We start from the raw sequence: 13,225 nt of genomic DNA, 5'->3' as shown, positions 1-13,225 counted from the left end.
CGGCAGATCGCGCACCGTCGCATGGGCCGACAGGGTGCGCGCGCCTCGGCCAGCAACTGGAGGAGCGCTGTCGCCCGCAGTCAGGGGACATCGGAAATGGACGCAATGCGCATGCCCAACACGGAGCGTTGACCGCGCAACAGCACCGAGACGCGCTGCTCGGGATGACGCCGATATTGCGCTTCGTCGATGCACAGATGGCCCGGAAAACGATGCGCGAGCGGCCCGCCACTCAACCGGTATTTGCACGCTCGCGCGCCGGGCATGGCGGCGGTCTGCATGACATGCGTCTCTTCGAAATCGACACCGGCGATGCGGGTGTAGACCCAGGGCCCACCTCTGGCCAGCACCAGCCAGCACAGCAATCCCAAGAGCGGCGGCGCCAGGCAGAGCGCCAGCACGGTGTTGAACAGCTGCTTGCCAACGACCGCCTTCCACCCGCCGATGCGATAGGCCGGCGCGACGATCGATACCGTCAGACCGCTTCCCAGCAGCACCATCGGCGCTATCCAGGCCCGACCGGACAGGAAAGGCGCGGGAATGAAGTCGGAGAACGCCCCCAGCGCCAGCAGGCCGGACACGCTGCCAAAAACAGCGTAGCGAAGCGCCCTGGGCCACCTGGCAATTGTGCCGATATCACAGGCCACGGTCTCATCCAGCGTCCGTGCCGGGCGTTGTCTTACAGCGCCCGATGCTTGGCTTCACCAAAAAACGGCGTGTGGTGCGCGCAGTCGTTGAGCCGCACCACTTCCAGATGATCCACGTCCTCGCCTTCGAGCAGGTTGAGCGTGGTCGGTGCCTGGCGGAAGGTCCACAGCCGGGACAGCGGCAGGCCCAGGATCTTGCACAGGATCACGCGGTTGACCGCATCGTGCGCGACCACCAGCAAGGTATCGGCCGCGCCCAGGCCTTCGGCCGCGCGCGCCAGGCCGCGCCAGCTGCGGTCCAGCACCTGCCGCAGGGACTCGCCGCCGGGCATCAGCACGGTATCGGGCTCGTCGCGCCAGGCGCGCAGACGTGCCGGATCCTTGTCGTTGATCTCGCTGGCCAGCAGGCCTTCCCATTCGCCGTGGGCGATTTCCTGCAGGTCCGCATCGGTCTGCAGCAGGCTTTCGCGGTTGCTGCCCAGCGCCAGCCTGGCGGTGGCCTGCGCACGCGACAGCGGCGATGCCACCGCGCGGGTGATCTCCAACGATTGCAGGCGCGCGCCGAGGGCGGCGGCCTGGCCTTCGCCGACCGGCGACAGCGGGATATCGATCTGGCCCTGGTAACGGCCTTCGGCGTTCCACGGCGTCTCGCCGTGACGGGCAAGCAGGATGCGCATGCGCGAGGGATTCCTTGGGGAAGGGGCCGGCTCGCCGCAGCGAAACGGGAGCGCATGATAACCCCTCCCGCTGCGGCGCCGGCCGCCCGCGTCGGCACACGCCGAATTCCGGCAACAGCTGCGATGCCGGGCGACTCCGGCATGACCCAGCGCAAATACCGGCTATCCACGGCGACCGTGCGGGTCATCGCCGGATCGAAGAGCCCGTTGTAGCCCACCGACGCTGGGTTGCCGTCGAGGCCAGAACGACCCGCCTCCCCTGCGCGTCCATCACCGGTGCGCCCCCGGCGCCGGCTCAGGCGCGCCCGAATGCCGGATCGCTGCGGCTGGGCCTGCCGGTTTCCAGATGCCCGGCCAGGCGGCGGCGGAATGCCGCGCCCGGCTGTTCCAGCACCAGGTCGTACCAGTGATCGCTGGCAGCAAGCGCCAGACGCACGGTCTGGCGCTGACCTGCGGCCAGGTGCAGCGAGCGCGCGGTCGGGTCTGCGTAGTCCAGCGCGCGCAGTTGCAGCGTGCACGGCTGCTGCCCGGCATTGCCGATGTCCAGCACCAGCGCCTCGCCGTCCTGCCGCGCCTCCAACCATGGCGCAGCCGACTGCGTCCCGGCCGCAGCGAGGTCGCCGGCGAATTCGCGCAAGAAGCCATTGGGTCCATGCACGCTCAGCGCATAGGCATCGTTGTGCGCAGCGCCGACCGGCACATCGTCGAGGCGGGTGCCGGGCAATACGGTGTAGTACCACGGGCCCCCACTCGCAGCGCTGGAGTAGACGTTGAACGCGGCTGCCGCAGCGCCGCTGTTGACGAACTGCAGCTGCACGCCGCCGTCGCCCTGCTCGCGCGCATGCACCTGCAAGGCATACGGCAACGCGCGCGCCGGACGTTGTCCCGGCTCCTGCCGCGGCATGCTGCCCTTGGCCGGCGGCACCGGTAGCGGCTTGTTGCGCACCGCGGCGGTGCGCGCGCGGTAGTCGTCGACCGACGGCAATGCGCTCAGCGCTGAATCGTCCGGCTTGCGGAAATCGAACACGCTGGTCAGATCGCCGCTCACCGCGCGACGCCACGGGCTGATGTTCGACTCGGCCACACCGAAGCGGCGTTCCAGCAAGCGCAGCACCGAAGTGTGATCGAACACCTGCGAATTGACCCAGCCGCCACGCGTCCAGGGCGAGATCACCAGCATCGGCACGCGGATGCCCAGCCCCATCGGCACGCCCTCGTACACCTCCCCGCGCGTATCGACATTGCTGCGCCCCATGCGCGCATCCAGCGCCGGCAGCGCTGCGGGCACGTGATCGAAGAAGCCGTCGTTCTCGTCGTAGTTGATGATCAGCGCGGTCTTCGCCCACACCTGCGGGTTGGCGGTGAGCGCATCGATCAGGCGCGCCACCAGCGATTCGCCATAGGCCGGCGGCGCTTCCGGATGCTCGCAGTACGCGGTGGGCGGCACGATCCAGGACACCTGCGGCAAGCGATCGGCCTGCACGTCGGCGGCGATTGCAGCGATCAGGTGCTCGGCCTGCGTGGTGGCGGCATTGTCTGCAGTGGACCCGGGCACGCAGGCACGTGCGCGTCGATAGCGTTCGTCGCCGGGGTGCAGATCGCGGTAGTGCGAAAAATACGCCAGCGAGTTGCAGCCGAAGTTGTCGTACTCCTGGTAAACGCGCCAGTCCACACCTGCGGCCTGCAGGCGCTGCGCATAGGTGGTCCAGTCCATCGCCGCATAACCAGGCTTGTCGCGCGCCATGTCGGCAGTCCAGTTGCCGTCGTCGGCATTGGTCACCGCCTGCGCGCCGAGATTGCCCACGCTCGGGCCGCTGGTGCCGGTGAACAGGTACATGCGATTCGGATTGGTCGGCCCGTGCAACGAACAGAAATAGCCATCGCAAATGGTGAACGCATCGGCCAGTGCGTGGTAGTACGGGATGTCGTGACGCTGGAAATATCCCATCGTCAATTCGCCCTTGTACGGCACCCAGGCGTCGTACTCGGCCCAGCGCGCCGGGTCCTGCCCATGGCCGGCTTTCCACGAGTGATCCAGGCTCTTGATCAACGGCGCACAGGTGTCTTGCGAATCGAAGGCGAACGGCAGCAGGCGACGACCATCGGAGGCCGGCTGGCTCCATACCGGGTGACCGTCGCGCAGCTGCAACGGGCGCGGATCGCCAAAGCCGCGCACGCCACGCAGCGCACCGAAGTAATGATCGAAGGAGCGGTTTTCCTGCATCAGGATCACCACGTGTTCGATGTCGCGCAGCGTGCCGGTGCGCGAGTTGGCCGGCAGCGCGAGTGCGCGGCCGATCGAGGACGGCATGGCGCCGGCGGCGGTCAGCGCGGCGACGCGCTTGAGGAAATCGCGGCGCGAGGGGGAGGACGTCATGGCTACGGAACCTGCAGGAAATACGTGTACATCGCCGCGCAGTGCGGCTGGGTACGACACGTATAGCGGGCAAGCACGACAGTTTTGCGACAGCCACCGTCATCAATGTTTCATACGTCGTTGACACCCTGCGTCGCGAAACGCCGGTCCTGCACCGTGCGTTGCCCTCAGCCGTGCTCGAACAGGATTCCCCCATGACTTCCGCTCGCCGTTTTCATGTCACTCCGCTGGCGCTTGCCCTGGCCGCGCTGCTCCCCGCCATCGCCTCTGCTGCCACACCGGCGGCCGATCCGATTGCCGGTGCAGATGCGCCGGTAGCCGATGCCCCGGCCAGCGTGGCCGATGCCGCCACCAACGCCACCCAGCTGGACGCGATCAACGTGGTGTCGCAAGGCAGCACCCGCCAGGTCCAGCGCATCAGCCGGCAGGACATCGAGCAGCTGACCCCGGGCAGCAGCGCCTTCAAGGCAGTGGAAAAGCTGCCGGGCGTGCAGTTCCAGTCGGCCGATCCGTTCGGCACCTACGAGTGGTCCACGCAGGTCACCCTGCACGGCTTCGATCAGAGCCGGCTGGGTTACACGCTCGATGGCATTCCGCTCGGCAACATGAGCTACGGCGTCACCAACGGCCTGCACATCACCCGCGCCATCATTTCGGAAAACCTCGGCTCGGTGGAAATCGCGCAAGGCGCCGGTGCGCTGGGCACTGCGTCCAACACCAACCTTGGCGGCACCATGCAGTTCTACTCGGCCGACCCGCAGAGCACGCCGGGCCTGCGCCTGGTGCAGACGGTCGGCAGCGATGCCACGCGCCGCACCTTCGTGCGCGGCGACACCGGCGATCGCAACGGCTTGTCGGCGTACCTGTCATATGCCAATGCCAGCACCGACAAATGGAAGGGCTTCGGCGACCAGCAGTCCGAGCAGGCCAACCTCAAGACCGTCTACCAGTGGGGCGACGGCAACCGTCTGAGCCTGTTCGTGGATACCTCGCGGCGCAAGGAATACGACTACATGGACCTGTCGTTGACCAGCCAGCGCGCACTGGGCTGGGACTACGACTACCTGCAGCCGGATTGGGCCACCGCCGTGCAGATGGCGCGTGCGTATCAGAACACCGGCGCCACCAGCGGCGTGGCCAACGGCTATCCGCAATCGCTGGCCGGGCTGCCCGACGATTACAGCTGGCTCGATGCCAGCTACTACGCGGGTGGCGGCCTGCGCCGCGACAACCTGGCCGGGCTGTCGGGCACGTTCCTGTTCGGCGGCGCCACCCTGGATGCCACCGGCTACTACCACGGCAATCGTGGCGAAGGTCAGTGGGTGACGCCGTATGTACGCACCTCTGCGCAGGTGCCGCTGTCGATGCGCACCACCGACTACGGGCTGGATCGTTTCGGCGGCACCAGCGCCTTGAAATGGGCGTGGGGCAACCACGATCTGGAAGTGGGCCTGTGGGCGGAAAACGCACGCACCACGCAGCAGCGCAACTACTTCGCGCTCGGCAACGAGGGCTATACCTCGCTGTACAACGTGTATGAAGCGCAGACCCCGTTCCGTCGCGATTTCCTGCAGCGCTACACCACCCAGACCCGCATGCTGTACCTGCAGGACACCGTGCGCCTGCTCGACGATCGGCTGACCCTCAACTACGGCGCGAAGGCGCTCAGCACCACCACGCGCGCGCAATCGCTGGTGCCGACCACCGCACTGGCACAGGGCCGCATCCGTGCCGAAGACAACTTCCTGCCGCAGGTCGGCGTGAACTACAAGCTGGACGAGCGCCAGGACCTGTACGCCTCCTACAGCAAGAACATCGCCGCGTTCGGCTTCACTCCGTTCGGCACCTCGCAGGCGGCGTTCGACCGCAGCCGCTCCACGCTGGAGCCGGAAGAATCACAGACCGTGCAGGTGGGTTACCGCGTGCAGGATGCGCAGTTCCAGCTGTCGGCCGACGCCTACTTCACAAAGTTCTCCAACCGCTTGTTGACCACCTCGCCGTGTACCGCCGTGCAGACCTGCGCGGCGATCCTGAGCAATGTCGGCGCCGTGCATAGCGCGGGTGCCGATCTGGCCTTGATGTGGCGCCCGGTGGAGGGCCTGAGCTGGTTGAACTCGCTGTCGTGGAACCGCTCGCGCTACCAGGACGATTACCTCAACAACGGCGTGGTCGCCACCTCCGGCAAGGACGTGGTCGGCATCCCCGCGTTGATGTTCTCCTCCAGCGCGAGTTACCAGCTCGGCAACCTGCGCCTGGATCTGGACGGCAAGTACGTCGACAAGCGCTACATCACCTTCCTCAACGATTCGCAGGTGCCTTCGTACTGGCTGTTCAATGCCGGCGCGCGCTACGACTTCGGTCGCGTGGGCGGGGTGGCCGATGTGGCGCTGGCGCTCAACATCACCAACCTCACCGACAAGCGCTATTTCGCCAGCACCGGCACCAACGGCTATGTCGCCTCCGATCCGGATGGCTACAACCAGACCATGGTGGTCGGCGCACCGCGGCAGTATTTCATGAGTCTGGACGTGAAGTTCTGAGTCGCCGCCGCCCCTCTTCTCGGGCGAGAAGACACGGCTTGCGCACCCAGGCGCGCGTGCTTTGGAGCGTCCCGCCGCGGGTGCGGGCAGGGGCGCGGAGCGGAGGCGTTGAGGGTGAGAGTGAGGGTGACGCCGATCATTCATCCTGGCGACGCGTGGCGACGCGCTTGCCATCGCAGGCGGCGACAGATCTCTGAGGCGCCCCTTCATCCGGCGCTGCGCGCCACCTTCTCCCGAGGGGAAACGGACGGCACCGGCCCTACCCCGTCATGAACCCGGTCAGCCGACATCACTCACTTCCCGCACCGCCGCATGGCCCCGACCTCGCGCCGCATATAATCGCCGTCTTACTTTCACTCAGCAGGTCCCGCCAGATGGCGCAGACGATGAAGGCGCTGGTCAAGCGCGAAGCAAACAAGGGCATCTGGCTGGAACAGGTCGCCATCCCCAGCCCCGGCCCCAACGAGGTGCTGATCAAGCTGGAAAAGACCGCGATCTGCGGCACCGACCTGCATATCTACCTATGGGACGAGTGGAGCCAGCGCACCATCAAGCCCGGCCTGACCATCGGCCATGAGTTCGTGGGCCGCGTGGCCGAGCTCGGTTCGGCGGTGACCGGCTACCAGATCGGCCAGCGCGTGTCGGCCGAAGGCCACATCGTCTGCGGCCACTGCCGCAACTGCCGTGGCGGCCGCCCGCACCTGTGCCCCAACACGGTCGGCATCGGCGTCAACGTCAACGGCGCCTTCGCCGAGTACATGGTGATGCCGGCCAGCAACCTGTGGCCGATCCCCGACCAGATTCCCTCGGAGCTGGCAGCGTTCTTCGACCCTTACGGCAATGCCGCGCACTGCGCGCTGGAATTCGACGTGATCGGCGAGGACGTGCTGATCACCGGCGCCGGCCCGATCGGCATCATTGCCGCCGGCATCTGCAAGCACATCGGTGCGCGCAACGTGGTGGTCACCGACGTCAACGACTTCCGCCTCAAGCTGGCGGCCGACATGGGCGCCACGCGCGTGGTCAACGTGTCCAAGACCTCGCTCAAGGAGGTCATGGCCGACCTGCATATGGAAGGCTTCGACGTGGGCCTGGAAATGAGCGGCAACCCGCGCGCCTTCAACGACATGCTCGACTGCATGTACCACGGCGGCAAGATCGCCATGCTCGGCATCATGCCGCGCGGTGCCGGTTGCGACTGGGACAAGATCATCTTCAAGGGCCTCACCGTGCAGGGCATCTACGGCCGCAAGATGTACGAGACCTGGTACAAGATGACGCAACTGGTGTTGTCGGGTTTCCCGCTGCACAAGGTACTGACCCACCAATTGCCGATCGACGACTTCCAGAAGGGCTTCGACCTGATGGAAGAAGGCAAGGCCGGCAAGGTCGTGTTGAGCTGGAACTGATCGGCCGATACGTTTCAACGCAAAAGGCGCCGCAAGGCGCCTTTTGCATGTCCGTCTTCAGAGCGAGGCAAAGCGTAGTGGGCCGAAGGCGCGGCGGCCTCACCGCACCAGAAAATGCGTCGGTTGCCTTGTTGAAAGCCTGCTTGTTGCTTTGCTTGTGATGGAACGTCTGTCAGACGCACCGTCATCCGAACAACGCACGCCATGTCCTGCTTGCAACCCTGCACACCGACCATCTCGACTGGTCCTTGCCCGCTCACCGTCGCGGGACCTTACGCAGCATGGATGCCGCGTAAGAGCCTACAAGGACGTACTTGCGGCGTGTCCTGCGATGGTGGGCGGGCAAGGGCCCTGCAGCCACGCAGCAGATCAGCCGCTCCGCAAGTGATCCATCCACACGATGCATCGCTCAAAGACAAAAACAAACGAGATTTGAGCCTCGGTGTCGTTCAACTTCAGGCGCTGAGGAACCCATGCATCAACTCTTGCCGCCTCACCACTACCACTGCACGGCTGCGTCGCTAGAGCCGCTGTTCAAGCGATTGCCATCACGGCATCACGGCCAGGTGACCGTGGCAGTCGCGACCAGATGGTTCTGCGAATTCTGCCGACCGAAGCCGAATTCCGCCGCCTCGCTGGTGTCGTAGTAGCCAACGCTCAGGCCCAGCGGACCGAAGGCCTTGCCGACATTCACGCCGAAGTCGTTGTAGTCGTGATCCACCTGACTCAGCGACGAGGTATAGACGCTGTGCCCCGCATGCGCGCCGAAGGTGAAGTCGTAGGGCAGCGACCAGTTGGCATCCAGCGCGTAGTAGTAGCCATCGGTCTTGGTGCCGTAGAGATCGTTGGTGTAGGCAACGGTGAGGCTATAGGTTTTCAGGAACGTGGTCTTGGTGATCAACTCGGCGTAATTGGACGCGCCCGCTCCCAGATACTGGTAGCGATTGACCATCACATCGAAATTGAAATTGGTGCCCAGATCGGTGTTGTAGCCGACAAAGCCATCCACTTCCCAATCCGGATCGCCGGCACCGTAGTCGACGTTGGACGTCCAGGTGCCGATGTACAGGCCGAATGGTGTCTTGTAGGTGAGTCCGGCCTGGAAGGCGGGCTCTTCATTGGTCTGCGAAATACCGCGGAACAGATAGTCACTGGTCACCGCAAAGGTGCCGCTGAAGGGAGAAGCGGGGGCTTCTTCGTCCTGCGCCTGTGCCAACGGCACCACACCGAGCAACAGCAACGACAGACAACACGCGAGCGAGGACGGCTTCATGGACATCTCCTGGAACGATGGGCGGTCGGATTGCGCAAGGCGGGACTGCCATGACTTCTTAGTCCAACCGTCATTGCAGCGCAACATACACGTCGCGCTCGCTTGACCCAGCGCACACGCTCGAGCGCAGATGACGCAGGTCAGCGTTCTGTCTCATCGACCGCCGGCGCGGAATCTTGATGGGCCGGGAGTGGAGATTGGGGATTAGCAGGGATTCGCTTCGCTTCTGCGAATCCCCAATCCCGAATCCCGGCTTAGATCAGACCGGAAACACGCCGTAATGCCGCGCGGCCAGCCGCAGCTGCTGCCCGGGCTGAAAGCTGCCCGCCGATGCCGGCAGCTCCACCTCCACCTCATTGCCTGCCGGCTCCAGCGTTGCACGCAGGCGCAGACGCGCCCCGCTACGCTGCGACCAGGCCACCGTGGCCGGCCAGCCAGCGTCGTCCGGCACCAGATCTTCCGGCCGCACGTAAACCTCGACCGGGCCGGCCGCCAGCGCGGCATTGGCTGCCGGCAAGGCATGCCCGGCAACCTGGATCTGGCCTTGCGCCAGCACGCCGGGAATACGGTTCACCGCCCCCACGAACGAATACACGAACGGCGAAGCCGGCTTGTCGTAGATCATCGCCGGCGTGTCGAGCTGCTCGATGCGGCCACGGTTGAGGATCGCCACCCGGTCGGCCAACTCCAGCGCTTCTTCCTGGTCATGGGTGACGAACACCGTGGTCAGGCCGGTCCGCTCGTGCAGTTCGCGCAGCCAGCGGCGCAGATCGCGGCGCACCTGCGCATCCAGCGCACCGAACGGCTCGTCCAGCAACAGTACGCGCGGCTCGATCGCCAATGCACGCGCCAAGGCCACACGCTGCCGCTGGCCGCCGGACAGCTGGGTGGGATAGCGCTGCTCCAGGCCCTGCAACTGCACCAGCGCCAGCAGCTCCTCCACCCGTGCGCGGATGCGCGCTTCGGCCCAGCGCTCGTTGCCGCGTCGCACCCGCAGGCCGAACGCGATGTTCTCGAACACGTCCATATGCTTGAACAGCGCGTAGTGCTGGAACACGAAGCCGACCCGGCGCGACTGCACGCTCATGCGGGTGGCGTCTTCGTCGCCGAACAGCACCTGCCCGCCATCGGCATGCTCCAGCCCGGCCATGATCCGCAGCAAGGTGGTCTTGCCCGAACCGGACGGCCCCAGCAAGGCCAGCAACTCGCCCTGACGCACGTCCAGGGTGATGTCGTCCAGCGCGGTGAACGTATCGAACTGCTTGCGCAGGCGGTGGATGCGGATGCCCATGTTCACCTCAATGTCGGTGGTTGGCGGCGAGCGAATCGCCGTGCCGCCATTCCAGGTACGTCTTCAGCGCCAGCGTCAGCAGCGCGGTCAGTGCGAGCAACGAGGCACACGCAAACGCGGCGCTGTAGGCGTATTCGTTGTAGAGAATTTCCACATGTAGGGGCAGTGTATTGGTGCGCCCGCGGATATGCCCGGATACCACCGACACCGCACCGAACTCACCCATCGCACGCGCTGCGCACAGCAACACGCCGTACAGCAGGCCCCAGCGGATGTTCGGCAGGGTCACCCGCCAGAACATCTGCCAGCCGTTCGCGCCCAGGCTCAAGGCGGCCAGTTCTTCATCGCTGCCCTGCTGCTCCATCAACGGCATCAGCTCGCGCGCGATGAAAGGAAAGGTGACGAAGGTCGTCGCCAGCACGATGCCGGGCAACGCAAACACGATGCGCGGCAACTGGATCAGCAACTCGCCAAAAAACGGCAACTGCAGTCGCCAGCCTTCGTCGATCAACGGCCACGCCCAGCCGCTGCGGCCGAAAATGAGCACGAAGATCAGGCCCGCCACCACCGGCGACACCGAGAACGGCAGGTCGATCAGGCTGATCAGCAAGCGCTTGCCGGGGAATTGGTGCTTGCTGACCGCCCACGCCGCCGCCACGCCGAACACCAGGTTCAGCGGCAGCACGATGGCAGTGACGATCAGGGTCAGCTTGATCGCCGACAACGCATCCGGGTCGACGATCGCGCGCAGAAAGGTCCCCCAGCCGCCGCGCAGCGCCTCGGCAAACACCAGCACCAGCGGCAGCAGCAGGAACGCCAGCAGGAACAGCAGCGCCCCCGCAATCATCAACCACTGCACCCAACGCGGCTCGTTGGTGGCCGAGTCGGTGATGCGGCGGGCCTGTTCGGTCATCTGGCGGGTGTGCAACATGGCAGGCAGCGGCGAAACAGCATCGTTCATGCAGTCCTCCGTTGATAGCGCAGCAGGCGTGCCTGCAGCGTATTGACCACCAGCAGGATCACGAACGACAGCAGCAGCATCGCCGCGGCAATCGCGGTGGCGCCGGCATAGTCGAATTCCTCCAGCCGGATGGTGATCAGCAGCGGCGCGATCTCGGTCGAATTGGGCAGGTTGCCGGCGATGAAGATCACCGAGCCGTACTCACCCACACCACGCGCGAAGGCCAGCGCAAACCCGGTCAGGACTGCCGGCCAGAGCCCAGGCAGCACCACTCGCCACACTGTCTGCCAGCGCGATGCGCCCAGCGTGGCCGCGGCCGCTTCCAGCTCGCGCTCGCTCTCGGCCAGCACCGGCTGCACCACCCGTACCACGAACGGCAACCCGACGAACACCAGCGCCAGCACGATGCCCAACTGCGTGTAGGCCACCTTGATGCCGATCGCCTCCAGCCAGCGCCCGATCCAGCCGTTGCCGCCGTACAACGCGGTCAGCGCGATGCCGGCCACCGCGGTCGGCAATGCGAACGGCAGGTCGATCACCGCATCGAACAGGCGCTTGCCTGGAAAGTTGTAGCGCACGAACACCCACGCCACCCAGGTGCCCATCACCGCATTGAAGGCGCCGGCCGCGAACGCGGTGCCGAAGCTCACCCGCAGCGCCGACAGCACGCGCGGCTCGCTCCACACCCGCCACAGCCCATCCCAGCCCAACCCGCTGGTCTTGATGAAGATGCCCAGCAGCGGGATCAACACGATCAGTCCCAGCCAGGTCAGCGTGATTCCAAGACTCAAGCCCAGCCCCGGCATCACGCGTCGGCGCGGTGACGGCGCTGGGTGGGGTGCAACCGACATCGGCATCGCCTACTTTTTTGCCTGGATCTGATCGAACACGCCACCGTCGGCGAAGTGTTCCTGCTGCGCCTTGTCCCACGACCCGAACGCGTCCTGGATGGTCACCAGCTTGATGTCCGGGAATCGTGCCAGGTCGGCAGGGTCGGCAAATTCCGGATGGCGCGGCCGATAGAAATGCTTGGCCGCCAGCTTCTGCCCTTCCGGCGCATACAGGTAACGCAGATAGGCCTCGGCCACCTCGCGGGTGCCGTGCTTGTCGACATTCTTGTCGACCAGCGCCACCGACGGCTCGGCCAGGATCGACAGCTTGGGCACCACAATCTCGAACTTGTCCTTGCCCAGCTCTTCGCGCGCCAGCAGCGCCTCGTTTTCCCAGGCCAGCAGCACATCGCCGATGCCACGCTGCACGAACGTGGTGGTGGCGCCGCGCGCACCGGTGTCGAGCACCGGCACGTTGCGGAACAGCGCCTGCATGTAGCGCAAGATACGCTCGCGGTCGCCCTTGAAGATATGGTCGGCGTAGGCCCAGGCGGCCAGGTAATTCCAGCGCGCGCCACCGGAGGTCTTGGGGTTGGGCGTCACCACCGCCACGCCGGAGCGCAGCAGGTCCGGCCAATCGTGGATGTTCTTCGGGTTGCCCTTGCGCACCAGGAACACGATGGTCGAAGTGTACGGCGCGCTGTTGTCGGGCAGGCGCTTTTCCCAGTCGCTGTCGATCAGCTTGGCCTTTTCGGCGATCGCATCGACGTCGTAGGCCAGCGCCAAAGTGACCACATCGGCTTCGATGCCGTCGATCACCGCCCGCGCCTGTTTGCCCGAGCCGCCATGCGAGGTCTCCACCGTGACGGTGTCCTGCGGATGCTGCTGCTTCCAGTTCGCGGCGAAGGCGCTGTTGTAGTCGCGGTAGAACTCGCGGGTGGGGTCGTAACTGACATTGAGCAGGCCGATATCGCGCGCGCCTGCCGGGCCGGCCAGGACCAGCAGGCTGCACAACACGGTCGCCATAAGACGGAAGCGGGGGTGGGTCACAGCAATCTCCAAACCGTTGGGGCGCAGCTGAACAGCAAGCATGCCATGCTGCGCAGCGGCACGCAGGCGGTGAAATGACATCAAGGCCGCACCTTATGCCGATTTTGCATGACGTAGTGGTATGCCACCGTGATCGTTAAAATCATGCGTCTCTTGCCACTGCGACCGCC

10 protein-coding genes and 1 pseudogene are annotated in these 13,225 nt (G+C 65.6%); 2 read left to right on the top strand and 9 right to left on the bottom strand.

Annotated elements, in window-relative coordinates; genetic code table 11:
- Positions 1 to 80: 80 nt before the first annotated feature.
- The 4 genes and pseudogenes from AC1PLS_RS05220 to AC1PLS_RS05205 all read right to left on the bottom strand — a co-directional run bounded on the left by AC1PLS_RS05220 (position 81) and on the right by AC1PLS_RS05205 (position 3,701).
- Positions 81 to 581, bottom strand: coding sequence for a hypothetical protein (locus tag AC1PLS_RS05220; RefSeq protein ID WP_184456435.1), 501 nt, complete (start codon positions 579 to 581; stop codon positions 81 to 83).
- A 98-nt stretch (positions 582 to 679) separates the two neighbouring features.
- Positions 680 to 1,324: a histidine phosphatase family protein gene (locus AC1PLS_RS05215; RefSeq protein ID WP_016902223.1), complete on the bottom strand. Its 645-nt coding sequence runs from the start codon at positions 1,322 to 1,324 to the stop codon at positions 680 to 682.
- 97 nt (positions 1,325 to 1,421) lie between these two features.
- Positions 1,422 to 1,616 (bottom strand): annotated as a pseudogene (locus AC1PLS_RS05210) (S46 family peptidase); the annotation flags it as partial.
- A gap of 3 nt (positions 1,617 to 1,619) precedes the next feature.
- Positions 1,620 to 3,701 (bottom strand): phosphocholine-specific phospholipase C, encoded by a 2,082-nt coding sequence (locus AC1PLS_RS05205; RefSeq protein WP_481104256.1) that lies wholly within the window; start codon positions 3,699 to 3,701, stop codon positions 1,620 to 1,622.
- Between the two features lie 194 nt (positions 3,702 to 3,895).
- Here AC1PLS_RS05205 and AC1PLS_RS05200 point away from each other — a divergent pair, with 194 nt between their 5' ends.
- Positions 3,896 to 6,241 carry a TonB-dependent receptor gene (locus AC1PLS_RS05200; RefSeq protein WP_481104255.1) on the top strand — a complete coding sequence of 782 codons (2,346 nt, stop codon included), beginning with the start codon at positions 3,896 to 3,898 and terminating at the stop codon, positions 6,239 to 6,241.
- 374 nt (positions 6,242 to 6,615) lie between these two features.
- On the top strand, positions 6,616 to 7,650 hold the full coding sequence (gene tdh, locus AC1PLS_RS05195) for an L-threonine 3-dehydrogenase (protein ID WP_184379655.1): 1,035 nt from the start codon (positions 6,616 to 6,618) through the stop codon (positions 7,648 to 7,650).
- A 556-nt stretch (positions 7,651 to 8,206) separates the two neighbouring features.
- Here tdh and AC1PLS_RS05190 read toward each other — a convergent pair.
- From AC1PLS_RS05190 to AC1PLS_RS05170, 5 genes are all read right to left on the bottom strand, one after another.
- Positions 8,207 to 8,923, bottom strand: coding sequence for a TorF family putative porin (locus tag AC1PLS_RS05190; RefSeq protein ID WP_039530470.1), 717 nt, complete (start codon positions 8,921 to 8,923; stop codon positions 8,207 to 8,209).
- Positions 8,924 to 9,182: 259 nt separating this feature from the next.
- A complete protein-coding gene (locus AC1PLS_RS05185; protein ID WP_016902217.1) occupies positions 9,183 to 10,214 on the bottom strand; it encodes a sulfate/molybdate ABC transporter ATP-binding protein in 1,032 nt (343 codons plus the stop codon).
- Positions 10,215 to 10,221: 7 nt separating this feature from the next.
- Positions 10,222 to 11,175 (bottom strand): sulfate ABC transporter permease subunit CysW, encoded by a 954-nt coding sequence (gene cysW, locus AC1PLS_RS05180; RefSeq protein ID WP_054591855.1) that lies wholly within the window; start codon positions 11,173 to 11,175, stop codon positions 10,222 to 10,224.
- Positions 11,172 to 12,032, bottom strand: a complete 861-nt coding sequence (cysT, locus tag AC1PLS_RS05175) for a sulfate ABC transporter permease subunit CysT (RefSeq protein ID WP_481104254.1) — start codon at positions 12,030 to 12,032, stop codon at positions 11,172 to 11,174. Before cysT ends, cysW begins: the two co-directional genes overlap by 4 nt.
- Before the next feature lie 3 nt (positions 12,033 to 12,035).
- Entirely contained in the window at positions 12,036 to 13,136 is a 1,101-nt protein-coding gene (locus AC1PLS_RS05170) for a sulfate ABC transporter substrate-binding protein (protein ID WP_065031986.1), read from the bottom strand.
- Between the last annotated feature and the right edge of the window lie 89 nt (positions 13,137 to 13,225).

Source organism: Xanthomonas sp. NCPPB 3218 (assembly GCF_056725185.1).
Note: the sequence above shows the minus strand (reverse complement) of the source record. Positions and strands in the feature narration are given on the sequence as shown.

Excerpts from the sequence above, each read along its gene's own strand:
- AC1PLS_RS05215 (WP_016902223.1), bottom strand. The coding sequence starts at position 1,324 with ATGCGCATCCTGCTTGCCCGTCACGGCGAGACGCCGTGGAACGCCGAA.
- AC1PLS_RS05205 (WP_481104256.1), bottom strand. The coding sequence starts at position 3,701 with ATGACGTCCTCCCCCTCGCGCCGCGATTTCCTCAAGCGCGTCGCCGCG.
- AC1PLS_RS05200 (WP_481104255.1), top strand. The coding sequence starts at position 3,896 with ATGACTTCCGCTCGCCGTTTTCATGTCACTCCGCTGGCGCTTGCCCTG.
- tdh (WP_184379655.1), top strand. The coding sequence starts at position 6,616 with ATGGCGCAGACGATGAAGGCGCTGGTCAAGCGCGAAGCAAACAAGGGC.
- AC1PLS_RS05190 (WP_039530470.1), bottom strand. The coding sequence starts at position 8,923 with ATGAAGCCGTCCTCGCTCGCGTGTTGTCTGTCGTTGCTGTTGCTCGGT.
- AC1PLS_RS05185 (WP_016902217.1), bottom strand. The coding sequence starts at position 10,214 with ATGGGCATCCGCATCCACCGCCTGCGCAAGCAGTTCGATACGTTCACC.
- cysW (WP_054591855.1), bottom strand. The coding sequence starts at position 11,175 with ATGAACGATGCTGTTTCGCCGCTGCCTGCCATGTTGCACACCCGCCAG.
- cysT (WP_481104254.1), bottom strand. The coding sequence starts at position 12,032 with ATGCCGATGTCGGTTGCACCCCACCCAGCGCCGTCACCGCGCCGACGC.
- AC1PLS_RS05170 (WP_065031986.1), bottom strand. The coding sequence starts at position 13,136 with ATGTCATTTCACCGCCTGCGTGCCGCTGCGCAGCATGGCATGCTTGCT.